Here is a 13850-nt window from a genome sequence, read left to right as displayed (position 1 = left end):
AGATCTCGGCAATTGAATTTATAAAAGCCCCTGATATAGGGTTCTTATTGAACTCTTTTAATAAATTTAAAAATTGTCTGAAATAAAATTCTGAAATCAGCTCAAAGGTCTTAACTAAGAAAAATGAAAAAAATCCTTATCGTACTTGTCCTGTTAGTATGTTCAATCGGTTGTGGTATTGCACTTCCGGGCAGCACAACAATTTATATTGTCAGGCATGCCGAAAAGGATATAAGCGATCCTAAAAATCAAGATCCCGAATTGAGTGCTGAAGGGAAGTTAAGAGCAGCAGATCTGGCTGAAAAACTTAAGAATGAAAAGCTTGATGCTGTATTTTCCACTAAGTATAAAAGGACCGGTCAAACCGGAGCTGAAGTAGCCAAAAATAATGGGATCAATATTCAGGAATATGACGGTCACAATTTTAAGGCAATATCTGATCTTATAAAAACAAAGTATAAAAACCGCAGGATACTGATCGTTGGGCATTCGAATACGGTCCTGGAACTTGTTGAAGCTTTTGGCGCTACCCGACCACTACCAGCATTGACCGATGAAGACTATGATTTTTTCTTTATATTAAAGATTGACAATATGGGCAAGGCAGCACTGAATGTGGAGCAGTATGGAAAGCAACATCGTAGTTCTGTTTTAAAATAATAAAGGCCCGGGAATTAGAATGGATACAGGCAGTACAAGCACACTCTTTTTTGGAGGCACCGCCTATTTAGGCATGCCAGGAAATGAAAGTTTTAGACAATTGGTTATTAAAGGCATGGAACTTTATGGAGTGAACCATGGCGCTTCAAGGAATAACAATATTACTTTAGATATTTTTTCGATCGCAGAGAAGACGGCAGCAAAAAGGTTTGAAGCAGAGGATGCCATCATTGTATCCAGCGGATACCTGGCAGCTCAGCTGGTAGTTCAGCAATATTTTGCAAGCCACCAGTTGATCTATGCTCCTGAAACGCATCCTGCTTTATGGCTGGGAATTCCCGCAGCTCCCAAAATGAAATTCAGCGACTGGGTGGAGCAGGTAATAGTTCAAATCAATAGCTCCGACCTACCAAGTCTGATCATCAGTAATTCATTGAATAATTTGATACCGGAGATCTATGATTTTAATTGGCTGCATCGGATTGACCCGCATAAAAGAGTCATCATTTTGGTAGATGATTCCCATGGAATTGGAATAGTAGGCGATCAGGGTCAAGGGGCATACTCCCGGATACCAGTACTTCCAAATGTTCAGAAAATAGTGATTGCATCAATGGCAAAGGCACTTGGTGTTGATGCGGGCCTTATTCTTGGGAACTTTTCAATGATTGAGCAGTTCAGAAGCTCCCCTGTTTATGCAGGAAGTTCACCACCCTCACCAGGAATGCTTTATGCTTTTGTTAACTCAGAGGAGATCTATAAGAATGAACTGAAAAAGCTACGCATGAACCTTAGACTATTTACGGATCTGCTGAATGCCGGTTCCGGGCTATTTTTCATCAATGATTTTCCAGTGTTCTTGTTGAAGGATGATGCAGCTGCCTCTGTGCTACTAAAAAATGGTATTAATATTTCATCATTTCCATATCCCGATCCCAAAGGAAAGTCACTAAATAGAATTGTGCTGAGTAGTAATCATCAAAGAGAAGACCTTGAAATTCTTGCAAATGCGATCAACGGAGCAAATGCCCCTAAAGGCTAATTAATTTATAAAATTCTTTAGAGATCTTCAAAGGGAATATCCATGATCTCGAAGCTTTTCCAGCCATTGAAATCAAAATGCCACCATTCATTTTTCAGAACTCTGAAGCCGTTTTTCTCCATTGTGGAACGCAGCAATTCCCTGTTTTGGATGACCGCTGGAGGCAGGTCATTGAAATCCGAGGCCGCTTCAGGAGCGAAGCTGTCATAAGGTGTTGGCATTTCTAATTCTTTTCCAGTACGGAGGTTGATCAAAGTCAGATCAATGGCACATCCGCGATTATGTCTTGATCCGTCTTTGGGGTTGGCAACAAAACTTTTATCGGAAGCTATATCAAAGAATTTTACCGTTACACTGTAAGGACGGTATCCGTCAAAGATCTTCAGGCCAAAACCCAGTTTATTTAAGTCATTCTGAACTTTCCTGAGTGCCTCAGCTACCGGAAGCCTGGCGAATGCCCTGGCCTGTTTGTATACTGCTTGTTTCGCAAAGTTATTTCTTCCGGCATAGCGGATATCCAATTTTATATTGGGAATAAGTTTCTTTATTTCAACGAGCTCCTTATTCATATCCGCCTGAACAGATTCTTTGTAAGCAGCCATATCATTAATGATCAGCAACCCAAAAGGATTACTTTTCTGTGCCTGTGTCTCAAGTGAGACAAAAAGGAGGAATAATAAAAGGAGTTTCCGCATTATCTGTTGGATACGATCAGTAGATCCAGATCTTTCATGGGGATATTAAAACGGTCAGAAAGATCTTTATTGGTCAGCTTACCCTGATAAAGATAAATAGCGTTCCGAATTCCAGGTCTTTCCCAGATGAGGTTCATAATTCCGCCCATTTCACCAATTTCAAGCAGAATAGGGGTAAAAATATTGGTTAGGGCATATGTTGCTGTACGAGAAACGCGGGAGGCAATATTAGGAACACAATAATGGATCACATCATGCTTTCTAAACGTCGGAACTTTATGATTGGTGATTCTAGAGGTTTCAAAACATCCGCCCTGATCAATGCTAACATCAATAATAACAGAATTAGATTTCATTTTACTCACTGTTTCCTCTGAAACGATACAAGGACTTCTGCCATGCTCTGCACGGATTGCACCAATAGCTACATCGCAGCACCAAAGTGCTTTTTGAAGAACCACAGGTTGAATAACTGAGGTAAAGACGCGGCTACCGATATTATTCTGAAGTCTGCGGAGTTTATATATCGAACTGTCAAAAACTTTCACCTCGGCACCTAAAGCTAGTGCTGTTCTTGCTGCATATTCGCCTACGGTTCCAGCACCCAAAATAACTATTTCTGTAGGTGGAACTCCTGTTATACCTCCCAGCATTAGTCCCTTCCCTTCAAAAACATTACTCAGGTATTCGGCAGCTATTAACACTGAAGTGGCGCCAACAATTTCACTCATTGCCCTCACCACACTCAAAACATTGCCTTCATCACGAAGATATTCAAATGAAAGGGCTGTGATGTTCTTTTTCATCAATGATTGAAGAAACTCTACTTTTATGGTTGACATTTGCAGTGCAGAGAACAATACCTGACCCATTTTCATCATGGATACTTCATCCTCAGTTGGTGGAGCTATTTTAATGATGAGGTCGGCTTTATAAACCTCCTTCTTATCATAAACTATCATAGCTCCCTGTTCGCTGAAATGATTGTCATTAAAGTTTGCAGCGAGTCCGGCACCGGCCTCAATAACTACTTCATGGCCATTCTGTACGAGCAAGCCCACAGATAAGGGGGTAAGTGCTATTCTATTTTCCTGAAAAGAGGTTTCCTTGGGAATTCCTATATAAAGGCTGTTCTTTTTGTTTTTAACCTCTGACATCGCCTCTTGCGGCTGTATCATGGCCTGTTTTGCAATGTCTGACAATTCACTCATCATGTGTTTCAATAAGGGATTGGAAGGTACGAAATTTTTAAAAACTGGGTGATTCTAAATTCAGATTAAATCTGTTTTATATTTTATGGGCAGAAATTTTCCTGATTCCGGTTTCAGCCTCAACTACTTTTATTTCTATGAAATGTTCCGGCCACAGACCTGCGATCATTTCTGGCCATTCGATAAAACAGTATTCACCTGACATCAGGTATTCTTCAAAGCCAATATCAAATGCTTCGGATTCATCTTTAATTCGAAAGAAGTCAAAATGGTAAATTTTCCCTTCCGGGAAAACATATTCATTGACGATTGAATAAGTGGGACTGCTCACATTATCAATCATGCCCAATTGAAGGCATAGTGATTTGATCAGGGTAGTTTTTCCCGCGCCCATCTCGCCCTCAAACAAAAATATTTTTTCGTTTCCGGCAAATTTGAGCAGTGCAGAGGCTGCAGCTGGCAGCTCGTTTTCTTGATCGATCAGAATTTCCATGGCTCAAAAATAAACAAAGAATTATTTTGGGCTATAGGTTACGAAAGGAACGATCATTTCTTCCATAGAAATACCACCATGCTGGAAGGTTTCATTAAAATAATTGACAAAGTGGTTGTAGTTATTCGGGTACACAAAATAACCATCCTCTTTAGCAAAAATAAAACTGGAACTCATGTGCAGTTTGGGAAGCATGGCATCATGCGGATTCTTGATGTGGAACACCTCTTTTGAATTAAAATTGAGGTTTTTCCCTTGTTTATACCTTAAATTAGAATTGGTGTTCCTGTCGCCGATAACTTTACTTGGATGTTTTACCCGTATCGTTCCATGGTCAGTGGTTATGATCAGTTTAATGTTTTTCTGAGATAGTTTTTTTAACATATCCAGAAGTGGCGAATGTTCAAACCATGAAAGTGTCAATGACCTGTACGCTGCTTCATCATTTGCCAGCTCTCTGATCATGGCCATATCAGTTCGTGCATGAGATAACATATCCACAAAGTTATAGACGATCACATTCAGATCATTGCCCATTAAGTTGTTGATGTTCTCATTAATATTTTTCCCCTGCTCAAAAGTCAGGATCTTATTATATGAATGTTTGCAGTCCTTACGCATGACCCTTTGTATCTGATCGGCAAGAAATTTTTCTTCAAATAGATTTTTCCCACCCTCATCTTCATCATTTTGCCACATATCCGGAAAACGACGCTCCATTTCCAAAGGCATTAATCCTGAAAAAATAGAATTTCTGGCGTATTGGGTTGCAGTAGGTAAAATGCTGTAATAGGTGTCTTCTTCGTCGATGCGGTAATAATCCATTAATAATGAATTGATCATTTTCCACTGATCATACCTCAGATTGTCTATCAGGATAAAAAAGGTTGGTTTCTGTGCTTCCATTATCGGAAAAACCTTTTTCACAAATAGTTGATTAGATGTTATTGGTCCCGACTCAGGATCTTTAATCCACTTCAAATAGTTATTTTCAATGAATTTCGAAAACTGTACATTGGCCTCTGATTTTTGCACTGTTAATATTTCGTGCATACCCTCATCTTCCAGCTTTTCGAGTGAAAGCTCCCAATAAACCAGTTTTTTATAAAAATCAATCCATTCTGAAAAATTCAGGTTTTCATTAATGGTCATACCCAGGGTCCTGAAATCCTGACGATAAGCCATAGATGTCTTTTCGCTGATCAGACGTTTATTATCAATCAGTTTCTTTATAGTCAGAAGGATCTGTTTCGGATTAACCGGTTTGATCAGATAGTCGTCGATCTTAAAACCAATTGCATCTTCCATCATGTATTCTTCCTCATTTTTTGTTATGAGCACGATTGGAATATCCGGATCAATGGTTTTTATTCTGGCAAGAGTTTCAAGTCCTGTTAATCCAGGCATGTTTTCATCCAGAAACACCAGGTCGAAGTTTTCTTTTTTGAAACAGTCTAAAGCATCGTTTCCGTTGGTAACGGTTTTGATCTTGTATCCTTTTTCATTCAGAAAGAGTATATGTGGTTTTAACAGGTCGATTTCATCGTCGGCCCATAATATGTTTGTTTCCTGCATTTCAAAGTAAATTTAGCAAATATTAGGCCATCGAAATATTTATACGTTCAATTGTCATTAAAAATAACAATTTTTGTGCCTTAAGGTTCACATCTTGAATAAGAAGAAAATAATAAATGATCCTGTTTACGGTTTCATCACCATCCCATCCGATCTGGTGTATGATCTGATCCAGCATCCTTATGTACAGCGCCTGCGCTATATCAAACAACTCGGAATGACTCATCTGGTATATCCGGGAGCATTACACACGCGTTTTCATCATGCATTAGGTGCCATGCATCTGATGAGCCTTGCCTTAGATACCATAAAAAGTAAGGGACAGGCAATTTCATATCAAGAAGAAGAGGCTGTTACGATTGCAATTTTACTTCATGATATCGGTCATGGTCCTTTTTCTCATGCCCTGGAGCATACTATTGTGGATGGAGTTTCGCATGAACATATTTCAACGCTCTTAATGGACAATCTGAACCGCGAGTTTGACGGAAGGCTTGGACTAGCTCTGGATATATTCAATAAACGATATCATAAGAAATTTCTTTATCAGTTGGTTTCGGGGCAATTAGACCTTGACAGGATGGATTATTTGAACAGGGATAGCTTTTTTACAGGAGTTTCTGAAGGTGTGATAAGTTTCGACCGAATAATAAAAATGCTGGATGTAGTCGATGACCAGTTAGTTGTTGAAGAAAAAGGTATTTATTCCATTGAGAAATTTTTGATCGCCCGCAGGCTGATGTATTGGCAGGTCTACCTTCATAAAACCGTTATTGCTGCCGAGCAAATGCTTGTTAAAATTTTGGAAAGGGCAAAAGAATTGTCTGGTGAAGGAAGAAACTTATTCGCTAGTCCCTGTTTTTCTTATTTTTTGAAGAACTCCATAAGCAGGGAAGAGTTTAAAAATGACCCCCGTAATATTGAAAGGTTCACAAAGCTTGATGATAACGATATATTTACATCAATAAAGGTTTGGGTGAATGATGAGGATCTTATTCTCTCAACACTTTGTTCCCACCTGATCAGCAGGAATTTGTATCAGGTAGAAATCACGAATGATCCTCCGTCAATCGAAAAGATAAACGACCTGGCAGATAAAGTTACGGATGAATATGAAATTTCAGATGATGACACCTCATATTTCGTATTTACAGATACAATAAAAAATAAGGCTTATAGTGTGGGTGATGGAAGTATTAAAATATTGATGAAAGATGGGTCTATTCAGGATATTGCCAAGGCATCAGACAATTCAAATCTGGAGGCATTGGCTAGAACTGTACAGAAATACATACTTTGTTATATTAAGGAATTGAAAAATGTCAATTAACAGACAAGCGAATAATTTCAAAATTTGTTCGTTAACTAATAACACATAAATTTGTGAGATGCAATTAACTGCACATCAGATTGGAATATTACTTGAGGGAACTATAGAAGGTGATCCTGAGGTGACAGTAAATCAGCTATCTAAGATAGAGGAGGCTAGTGAGGGCTCATTATCTTTTCTTGCCAATTCCAAGTATGAGCAATTTGTTTACAATTCAGGGGCTTCTGTAATTATCGTAAATGATGATTTTATTCCTTCGCATCCCGTAAAGGCTACCCTGATTAGGGTTAAGAACGCTTACAGTGCATTTTCAGTCCTGTTGGAAAAGTATGACGAACTTATAAAATCGAAGAAAAGCGGTGTTGAGACACCAAGTTTTATTCACCCAACTGCAATCCTTGGTAAGGATGTATTTATCGGTGCCCTTGCTTATATCGGCCCCAATGTAAAGGTTGGCGATGGTAGCAAGATCTATCCGAATACCTACCTTGCAGATAACGTGGTTGTGGGTAAGAATGTCACTTTATATGCCGGAGTTAATGTATATTTCAATTGTACTATTGGTGATAATGTGATCATACATTCCGGAGCTATTATCGGAGGCGATGGTTTTGGATTTGTTAAAGGTACAGAAGGCTCATACAAGAAGGTCAGTCAGATTGGTAATGTCATTATTGAAGATGACGTAGAAATTGGATCGAATACAACTATTGACAGGGCTACTATGGGCTCTACCATTATCCGTAAAGGTGTTAAACTGGATAATCTTATACAGATCGCTCATAATGTTGAAATTGGAGCAAATACAGTGATTGCGGCTCAAACCGGAATTTCCGGAAGCACCAAGATCGGTGAAAACTGTATTATTGGTGGACAAGTAGGTATCGTGGGGCATATTAGTATTGCTAACGGGAGTAATATCGGAGCAAAATCGGGTGTCAATAATACAATAAAAGAAGAGAATATGAGCTGGAACGGTGTTCCCTTAACATCGTTCAGAGATTCTTTAAAGGTACAGGTGGTAACCAGGCGTTTACCTGATCTTGAAAAGAGAATAGAAGAGCTTGAGAATATAATTAAAGAACGTTTATTGTGATCAGTTTCAGGCTGTACAAGTCAATGCTATGAATGTAAAACAAAGAACAATTAAATCTGAATTTTCTGTAACTGGAGTTGGTTTACATACGGGTCAGTCGGCCACTATGACCTTTAAACCGGCACCTGAAAATCATGGGTATAAGTTTAAGCGTATCGATCTTCCGGGTTCACCTATCATTGATGCGGATGTTGATAATGTTACGGATACCTCTCGTGGTACCACGATCAGTCAGAATGGGGCAAGCGTAAATACTGTTGAGCATGTATTAGCCAGCCTTGTAGGCACCGAGGTTGATAATGTGATCATTGAACTTGATGGACCCGAAATTCCAATTATGGATGGAAGCTCGATCATGTTTGTAGAAGCACTTGAAAAAGTAGGATTTGTTGATCAGGAAGCCTATCGTGAATACTATAGCATACCGCATAATATACATTACTCAGAGCCTGATCGTAAGGTTGAGATGGTGGCTATGCCATTGGATGATTATCGTTTTACCTGCATGATCGACTATAATTCACCTGTTTTGGGTAGTCAGCATGCAGCGATCACAACATTATCAGAGTTCAAGAAAGAAATAGCATCCTGCCGTACTTTTTGTTTTCTTCATGAACTGGAGATGCTTTTGAAGCATAACCTGATCAAAGGTGGCGATCTGAATAATGCCATTGTAGTGGTTGATAAGCAGGTTAGTAAGGAAGAATTAAAAAATCTTGCGAAGCTCTTTAACCGCGATGATATTGATGTGGCCAGAGAAGGTATTTTAAATAATATTGAACTCCGTCATCAGAATGAGCCTGCCCGGCATAAACTGCTGGATATGATCGGGGATCTTGCCCTTGTTGGAGTACCCCTGAAGGGTCATATTATGGCTGCCAGACCTGGTCATGCTGCTAATATTGCCTTTGCCAGGAAGATCAAGGCACAGATAAAAAAAGAAAAAAGTAAAAAGCATATACAGATCTATAACCCCAATGCTACGCCATTATACGATGTAGTACAGATCATGAATATTCTGCCTCACAGACAACCGTTTTTGTTCATTGATAAAATCCTTGAGCTTTCAAAAACTCATGTGGTTGGTGTGAAAAACGTTACAATGAATGAGGAATTCTTTAAAGGTCATTTTCCGGGTGCTCCTGTTTTACCGGGAGTAATTCAGATTGAGGCTATGGCGCAAACAGGTGGAATTTTAGTCCTGAGCACTGTACCTGATCCACGTAATTATCTGACCTATTTTTTAAAGATTGATAAAGTAAGATTCCGGGCACAAGTTTTACCTGGAGACACCATAATTTTCCGCTGTGATCTGATGGAGCCTATCCGCAGAGGAATATGCCAGATGAAAGGTGTTGGTATGGTTGGCGAAAAAGTTGTGGTTGAAGCAGAGATGATGGCACAAATAATCAGAGTTAAAGAAAGCGAAGCAAGCGTATGATTCAACCCTTAGCATATATACACCCTCAGGCAAAAATTGCCGAAAATGTGGTAATCGAACCATTTGTAACCATTTACAAAGACGTTGTCATTGGCGAGGGTACCTGGATTGGATCGAATGTAACTATTATGGATGGTGCCCGTATCGGGAAAAATTGTCGCATTTTTCCGGGTGCAGTTGTTTCAGCTCCGCCTCAGGACATGAAGTATAAAGGTGAGGCTTCAACGGTAACTATAGGTGATAATACGATCATCCGCGAATGCGTGACCTTAAACCGCGGAACCGCACTTGATAAAAACACAACAACTATTGGCTCTAACTGTCTGCTAATGGCTTATGTTCACGTTGCCCATGATTGTATCATTGGAAATAATGTGATCATCGCCAACTCGGTGCAGTTGGCCGGACATATTGAGGTTCAGGATTTTGCCTTTATTGGCGGGGCTTCTGCAGTTCATCAGTTCGTTTCAATTGGTGCCCACTCGATAATTTCGGGAGGCTCATTGGTTCGTAAAGATGTTCCACCTTATACCAAGGCCGGTCGTGAACCTTTATCTTATGTTGGAATAAATTCTGTTGGATTACGACGCAGAGGATTTTCTTCTGAGCAGATCAATGAGATCCAGGATATTTACCGGACCATCTTCCTGAAAAAACTAAATATTAGCAGGGCTCTTGATATTATTGAAACCGAACGTGAACCTACTGAGATCCGTGATGAAATCCTTGATTTTATCCGTAATTCAAACAGAGGTGTTATGAAAGGTTTTGGTAATTCCTAATACCTGATCCATATTTATAGCCTATATGAAGATCAGCCTGGAGCACATTGGACGCCGATTTAACCGCGAATGGATTTTCAGGGATATAAATTATGAATTTGGAAGCGGTAACTCTTACGCTATTCTAGGTGCCAATGGGGCAGGTAAATCAACCTTATTACAAGTTATATCAGGCAGCCTGAGCAGTTCTGAAGGAAAGATCAGCTACTTGAAGGGTGATAAAGTGATCGATCAGGAAAAGGTTTTCATAAACCTGAGTATGGCTGCACCGTATCTTGAATTGATTGAGGAGTTTACACTTACAGAACTCATCGACTTTCATTTCCGTTTTAAGAAATATCATAAGGATTTTGACAGGAAGAGTGTCATTGAACTCCTGGGTTTGAAGAATTCAGAATTCAAGGCTATAAAATATTTTTCTTCGGGCATGAAACAGCGGGTTAAACTTGCATTGGCCTTCTGTTCGGATACAGACTTATTATTACTGGATGAACCAGCTTCTAATCTGGATCAGCAGGGCCTTGAATGGTACCTTTCATTGGCTTCAAACCTATCATCCGACCGTCTGGTCATAATCTGTTCAAATCAGGAGCAGGAATATAGTTTTTGCAGGAACCGTCTAAACATTGCAGATTATAAATAAGGTATAAAAATCCTGCGCCTGAACTGCTCCCGGGCATCTGTTTTCCTTTGGAATTTTAATAAAATGCCCGTATCTTTGCACCTCGAAATAATCCAATATTGTAATGGCAAAAGCGTCAGAAATTAAATCAGGAAATATTTTACGCTACAACGGCGAATTAGTGACTGTAGAAGAAATTATTCACCGTACACCCGGTAAGGGAGGTGCTTTTTACATTGGTAAACTTCGTAATATCCGTAGCGGAAAAATTGTTGAAGCAAGATTAGGTACTGACGAACAGGTAGAGATCTGCCGTGTTGAAACGAGTGATTACCAATATCTTTATGAAGAGGGTGATTATTTCGTGATCATGGATAATACAACATTCGAGCAGTTCAGTGTGGAGAAAAGTCTTTTTGGATCTGCTGCAAGATTTCTGAAAGAAGGAATGAATGTGATCGTTTCCTTTGAGAGTGAAGAGCCTATTATGGCACAGGCACCTTCAAATGTGGAGCTGGAAATTACATATACTGAGCCTGCTGTTAAAGGTGATACCTCGACTAATGCATTAAAGAGTGCAACAGTTGAAACAGGCATCGAGATCCGTGTTCCACTTTTCGTAAATCAGGGAGACAGAGTAAGAGTAGATACCCGTACAGGCGACTACATCGAAAGAGTTAAATAGTTTAGTTTTAGGTTGATAGGACGGTCTTTTCAGAGGTGAAGAGGCCGTTTATTTTTTACATGGGTTTTTAGGTCTAAACATCAAGCAAAATTTTCGTAAAATTTTTGATCCTGAAGCTTTTATTCACTGATTATCAGATTGTTTTTTACATTCGTATTGTGGATAAAGCTACTCTGCGAAAACAATTTTTAGACAAACGTCTGAGCATATCCCGTTCGCGGTACTGGATGCTGACGGATGACCTGATGGATCAGATTAAACGGATCGATTGGTCTCAGTTTAGGATGGTTCATGTTTTTATGCCCATAAGAAAGCATAATGAGGTTGACACCTTTTCTATTTTGAATTACTTTAAACATGCCGAGCCGCAATTGCAAATAGTCATTCCCAGGACAAATTTCGAAAATCTTGAAATGGAGAATGTCCTGTACGATCATGAATATACCATTCTGGGAAGGAATAAATTTGATATTCCCGAGCCGATTCATGGCAAAATCATTTCAAATGATCAGATCGACCTTGTTTTCATCCCCTTACTTGCCTTTGATAAAAAAGGCAACCGTGCAGGTTATGGCAAGGGTTTTTACGATCGTTTTCTAAGCAATTGCCGACCCGACGTACAAAAAATGGGAATTTCTTTCTTTGATCCGGTTGATGAGATCAGCGATCTGAATGAGTTTGACATTAAACTTGATTCCTGCATTTGCCCGGATAGGATCTGGGAGTTCTGATTACAGATCCAGTTCCAGCAATACGGGGCAATGGTCAGAATGTCTGGCTTCAGGTAAGATTGCAGCTCTTTTAAGCTTATCACGCAGCCCTTCAGAAACCATATTATAATCGATCCGCCATCCCAGATTCTTATTTCTTGCATTTGCTCTGAAACTCCACCAGGTATAATTATGGGGCTCGATATTAAAATGCCGGAAGGAGTCGATATATCCGCTCTTCATAAAATTTTCCATCCATTCACGTTCTTCGGGCAGGAATCCTGAAGAATTCGCATTGGATTTGGGGTTATGGATATCTATCGGTTTATGGCAAATATTATAATCTCCTGATATCACCAGATTGGGATATTCGAGCTTTAATTTATCGGAATAGTCCTGAAAATCTTCTAAGAAGCGGTATTTGAAATCCTGTCTGTCTTCACCACTTGATCCTGATGGGAAATAAGTACTCATGACCGACACACCTTCAAAATCGGCTCTGATTATTCGCCCTTCCCGGTCATAATCATCCATGCCCGAAATGTATTCAACGTGTTTTGGTGTAATTTTGGTAAAAATGGCTGTGCCGCTATAACCTTTTTTTTCAGCCGGATTCCAGTAATGTTCATATCCCAATTGTTCGAGTAAAAGCAGGTCTGTAATTTGATCAGGTGTAGCTTTAATTTCTTGTAAACAGATCACATCTGGGTTGGCGGCCTTCAACCATTCCAGCCAATTTTTGCTAAATGCTGACCTTATTCCATTTACATTATAGGTTATTATTTTCATTGAATATTATAGCGTATTATTTTTTAGACCCATTTTCTTTTCCAGTTTTCGTGCTTCTCCTTTTTTGAGAACGCTTACTTCCATCGATATATCTTCTAAGGGGCGATCTGCAGGAGATTTCTTTACAGCAACAATATTATCGATCATTTCGAGTCCTTTGACCACCTCTCCATAAACAGTATAGTTTTGATCCAGGTGTGGTGTGCCGCCCACTTCTTTATAAACCTTGCGCTGTGATTCAGGGATTACCCTGTTATTCATTCTTTTCTTTCTGATATCATCAAGAGTTTCATCGGTCCATTTTTTACCCTGAACAATATAGAACTGGCTGGCACTGGATGCCTTTGCAGGATTATTGTCGCGGGCCGCTGCTAATACCCCTTTCTTGTGAAACAGACTATCTCTGAATTCGGCATCAACCAGATATCCCAGGTCGCCTTCACCTAATTCCTGTCCTGCCTTCGCAGTTTTTGAATCTGGATCACCACCCTGGATCATAAATTCCTGTATCACTCTGTGAAATAGTGTTCCATTATAGAATCCTTCTTTTGTGAGCTTTAAAAAATTGTCGTGATGCTTAGGAGTTTGGTTGTATAGCATGATGATACATTCTCCTTTATTAGTTTTGATCCGTACATAATCATGTTTTGGCTTTGCCGATATGGTGGAAATTACCAGGACCAGAACCAGGGTAAGATATCTTTTCATTTTTAATTATT

15 protein-coding genes are annotated in these 13850 nt (G+C 39.5%); 9 read left to right on the top strand and 6 right to left on the bottom strand.

All coding sequences use genetic code 11. The features are described 5' to 3' along the window. The first annotated feature begins 123 nt into the window (after window positions 1-123). Window positions 124-660 (top strand): SixA phosphatase family protein, encoded by a 537-nt coding sequence (locus BLR27_RS07730; protein WP_090703158.1) that lies wholly within the window; start codon window positions 124-126, stop codon window positions 658-660. Between the two features lie 19 nt (window positions 661-679). Next, window positions 680-1702: an aminotransferase class I/II-fold pyridoxal phosphate-dependent enzyme gene (locus BLR27_RS07725; protein ID WP_090703155.1), complete on the top strand. Its 1023-nt coding sequence runs from the start codon at window positions 680-682 to the stop codon at window positions 1700-1702. 17 nt (window positions 1703-1719) lie between these two features. Here the strand turns inward: BLR27_RS07725 and BLR27_RS07720 are convergent, their stop codons facing one another. The 4 genes from BLR27_RS07720 to porX form a co-directional block, all read right to left on the bottom strand. After that, complete coding sequence (locus BLR27_RS07720; protein WP_090703152.1) at window positions 1720-2397, bottom strand: M15 family metallopeptidase; 678 nt, start codon at window positions 2395-2397, stop codon at window positions 1720-1722. Beyond that, complete coding sequence (locus BLR27_RS07715; protein WP_090703470.1) at window positions 2397-3608, bottom strand: alanine dehydrogenase; 1212 nt, start codon at window positions 3606-3608, stop codon at window positions 2397-2399. The genes BLR27_RS07720 and BLR27_RS07715 overlap by 1 nt, the downstream gene beginning before the upstream one ends. A gap of 76 nt (window positions 3609-3684) precedes the next feature. Further along, window positions 3685-4101 (bottom strand): tRNA (adenosine(37)-N6)-threonylcarbamoyltransferase complex ATPase subunit type 1 TsaE, encoded by a 417-nt coding sequence (tsaE, locus tag BLR27_RS07710; protein ID WP_090703148.1) that lies wholly within the window; start codon window positions 4099-4101, stop codon window positions 3685-3687. Between the two features lie 21 nt (window positions 4102-4122). After that, a complete protein-coding gene (gene porX / locus BLR27_RS07705; RefSeq protein WP_090703143.1) occupies window positions 4123-5676 on the bottom strand; it encodes a T9SS response regulator signal transducer PorX in 1554 nt (517 codons plus the stop codon). A gap of 94 nt (window positions 5677-5770) precedes the next feature. On the opposite strand from porX, the gene BLR27_RS07700 reads away from it, so the two are divergent. The 7 genes from BLR27_RS07700 to BLR27_RS07670 all read left to right on the top strand — a co-directional run bounded on the left by BLR27_RS07700 (window position 5771) and on the right by BLR27_RS07670 (window position 12363). After that, window positions 5771-7006 carry an HD domain-containing protein gene (locus BLR27_RS07700; RefSeq protein ID WP_090703140.1) on the top strand — a complete coding sequence of 412 codons (1236 nt, stop codon included), beginning with the start codon at window positions 5771-5773 and terminating at the stop codon, window positions 7004-7006. A 58-nt stretch (window positions 7007-7064) separates the two neighbouring features. Next, on the top strand, window positions 7065-8102 hold the full coding sequence (gene lpxD / locus BLR27_RS07695; protein WP_090703137.1) for a UDP-3-O-(3-hydroxymyristoyl)glucosamine N-acyltransferase: 1038 nt from the start codon (window positions 7065-7067) through the stop codon (window positions 8100-8102). Window positions 8103-8130: 28 nt separating this feature from the next. Continuing rightward, window positions 8131-9543: a bifunctional UDP-3-O-[3-hydroxymyristoyl] N-acetylglucosamine deacetylase/3-hydroxyacyl-ACP dehydratase gene (locus BLR27_RS07690; RefSeq protein WP_090703134.1), complete on the top strand. Its 1413-nt coding sequence runs from the start codon at window positions 8131-8133 to the stop codon at window positions 9541-9543. Beyond that, entirely contained in the window at window positions 9540-10325 is a 786-nt protein-coding gene (gene lpxA, locus BLR27_RS07685; protein WP_090703131.1) for an acyl-ACP--UDP-N-acetylglucosamine O-acyltransferase, read from the top strand. Before BLR27_RS07690 ends, lpxA begins: the two co-directional genes overlap by 4 nt. 25 nt (window positions 10326-10350) lie before the next feature. Beyond that, a complete protein-coding gene (locus BLR27_RS07680; RefSeq protein ID WP_090703127.1) occupies window positions 10351-10968 on the top strand; it encodes an ABC transporter ATP-binding protein in 618 nt (205 codons plus the stop codon). Between the two features lie 103 nt (window positions 10969-11071). Further along, window positions 11072-11632 carry an elongation factor P gene (gene efp / locus BLR27_RS07675; RefSeq protein ID WP_090703124.1) on the top strand — a complete coding sequence of 187 codons (561 nt, stop codon included), beginning with the start codon at window positions 11072-11074 and terminating at the stop codon, window positions 11630-11632. Between the two features lie 104 nt (window positions 11633-11736). Continuing rightward, window positions 11737-12363 (top strand): 5-formyltetrahydrofolate cyclo-ligase, encoded by a 627-nt coding sequence (locus BLR27_RS07670; RefSeq protein WP_245704471.1) that lies wholly within the window; start codon window positions 11737-11739, stop codon window positions 12361-12363. Here the strand turns inward: BLR27_RS07670 and BLR27_RS07665 are convergent, their stop codons facing one another. Both BLR27_RS07665 and BLR27_RS07660 read right to left on the bottom strand, forming a co-directional pair. Beyond that, window positions 12364-13131 carry an exodeoxyribonuclease III gene (locus BLR27_RS07665; RefSeq protein WP_090703121.1) on the bottom strand — a complete coding sequence of 256 codons (768 nt, stop codon included), beginning with the start codon at window positions 13129-13131 and terminating at the stop codon, window positions 12364-12366. Between the two features lie 6 nt (window positions 13132-13137). Then, on the bottom strand, window positions 13138-13839 hold the full coding sequence (locus BLR27_RS07660; protein WP_090703117.1) for a peptidylprolyl isomerase: 702 nt from the start codon (window positions 13837-13839) through the stop codon (window positions 13138-13140). Window positions 13840-13850: the final 11 nt, after the last annotated feature.

This window comes from Daejeonella rubra (assembly GCF_900103545.1).
GTDB classification, from domain to species: Bacteria; Bacteroidota; Bacteroidia; order Sphingobacteriales; family Sphingobacteriaceae; genus Daejeonella; species Daejeonella rubra.
This window is presented reverse-complemented; position numbering and strand designations above follow the sequence as displayed.

What these genes read in the sequence shown, in the direction of transcription:
- BLR27_RS07720 (WP_090703152.1), bottom strand. Translation starts at nt 2,397, where the DNA reads ATGCGGAAACTCCTTTTATTATTCCTCCTTTTTGTCTCACTTGAGACA.
- BLR27_RS07660 (WP_090703117.1), bottom strand. Translation starts at nt 13,839, where the DNA reads ATGAAAAGATATCTTACCCTGGTTCTGGTCCTGGTAATTTCCACCATA.
- BLR27_RS07665 (WP_090703121.1), bottom strand. Translation starts at nt 13,131, where the DNA reads ATGAAAATAATAACCTATAATGTAAATGGAATAAGGTCAGCATTTAGC.
- BLR27_RS07715 (WP_090703470.1), bottom strand. Translation starts at nt 3,608, where the DNA reads ATGAGTGAATTGTCAGACATTGCAAAACAGGCCATGATACAGCCGCAA.
- BLR27_RS07725 (WP_090703155.1), top strand. Translation starts at nt 680, where the DNA reads ATGGATACAGGCAGTACAAGCACACTCTTTTTTGGAGGCACCGCCTAT.
- lpxD (WP_090703137.1), top strand. Translation starts at nt 7,065, where the DNA reads ATGCAATTAACTGCACATCAGATTGGAATATTACTTGAGGGAACTATA.
- tsaE (WP_090703148.1), bottom strand. Translation starts at nt 4,101, where the DNA reads ATGGAAATTCTGATCGATCAAGAAAACGAGCTGCCAGCTGCAGCCTCT.
- lpxA (WP_090703131.1), top strand. Translation starts at nt 9,540, where the DNA reads ATGATTCAACCCTTAGCATATATACACCCTCAGGCAAAAATTGCCGAA.
- porX (WP_090703143.1), bottom strand. Translation starts at nt 5,676, where the DNA reads ATGCAGGAAACAAACATATTATGGGCCGACGATGAAATCGACCTGTTA.
- BLR27_RS07680 (WP_090703127.1), top strand. Translation starts at nt 10,351, where the DNA reads ATGAAGATCAGCCTGGAGCACATTGGACGCCGATTTAACCGCGAATGG.
- BLR27_RS07690 (WP_090703134.1), top strand. Translation starts at nt 8,131, where the DNA reads ATGAATGTAAAACAAAGAACAATTAAATCTGAATTTTCTGTAACTGGA.
- efp (WP_090703124.1), top strand. Translation starts at nt 11,072, where the DNA reads ATGGCAAAAGCGTCAGAAATTAAATCAGGAAATATTTTACGCTACAAC.
- BLR27_RS07730 (WP_090703158.1), top strand. Translation starts at nt 124, where the DNA reads ATGAAAAAAATCCTTATCGTACTTGTCCTGTTAGTATGTTCAATCGGT.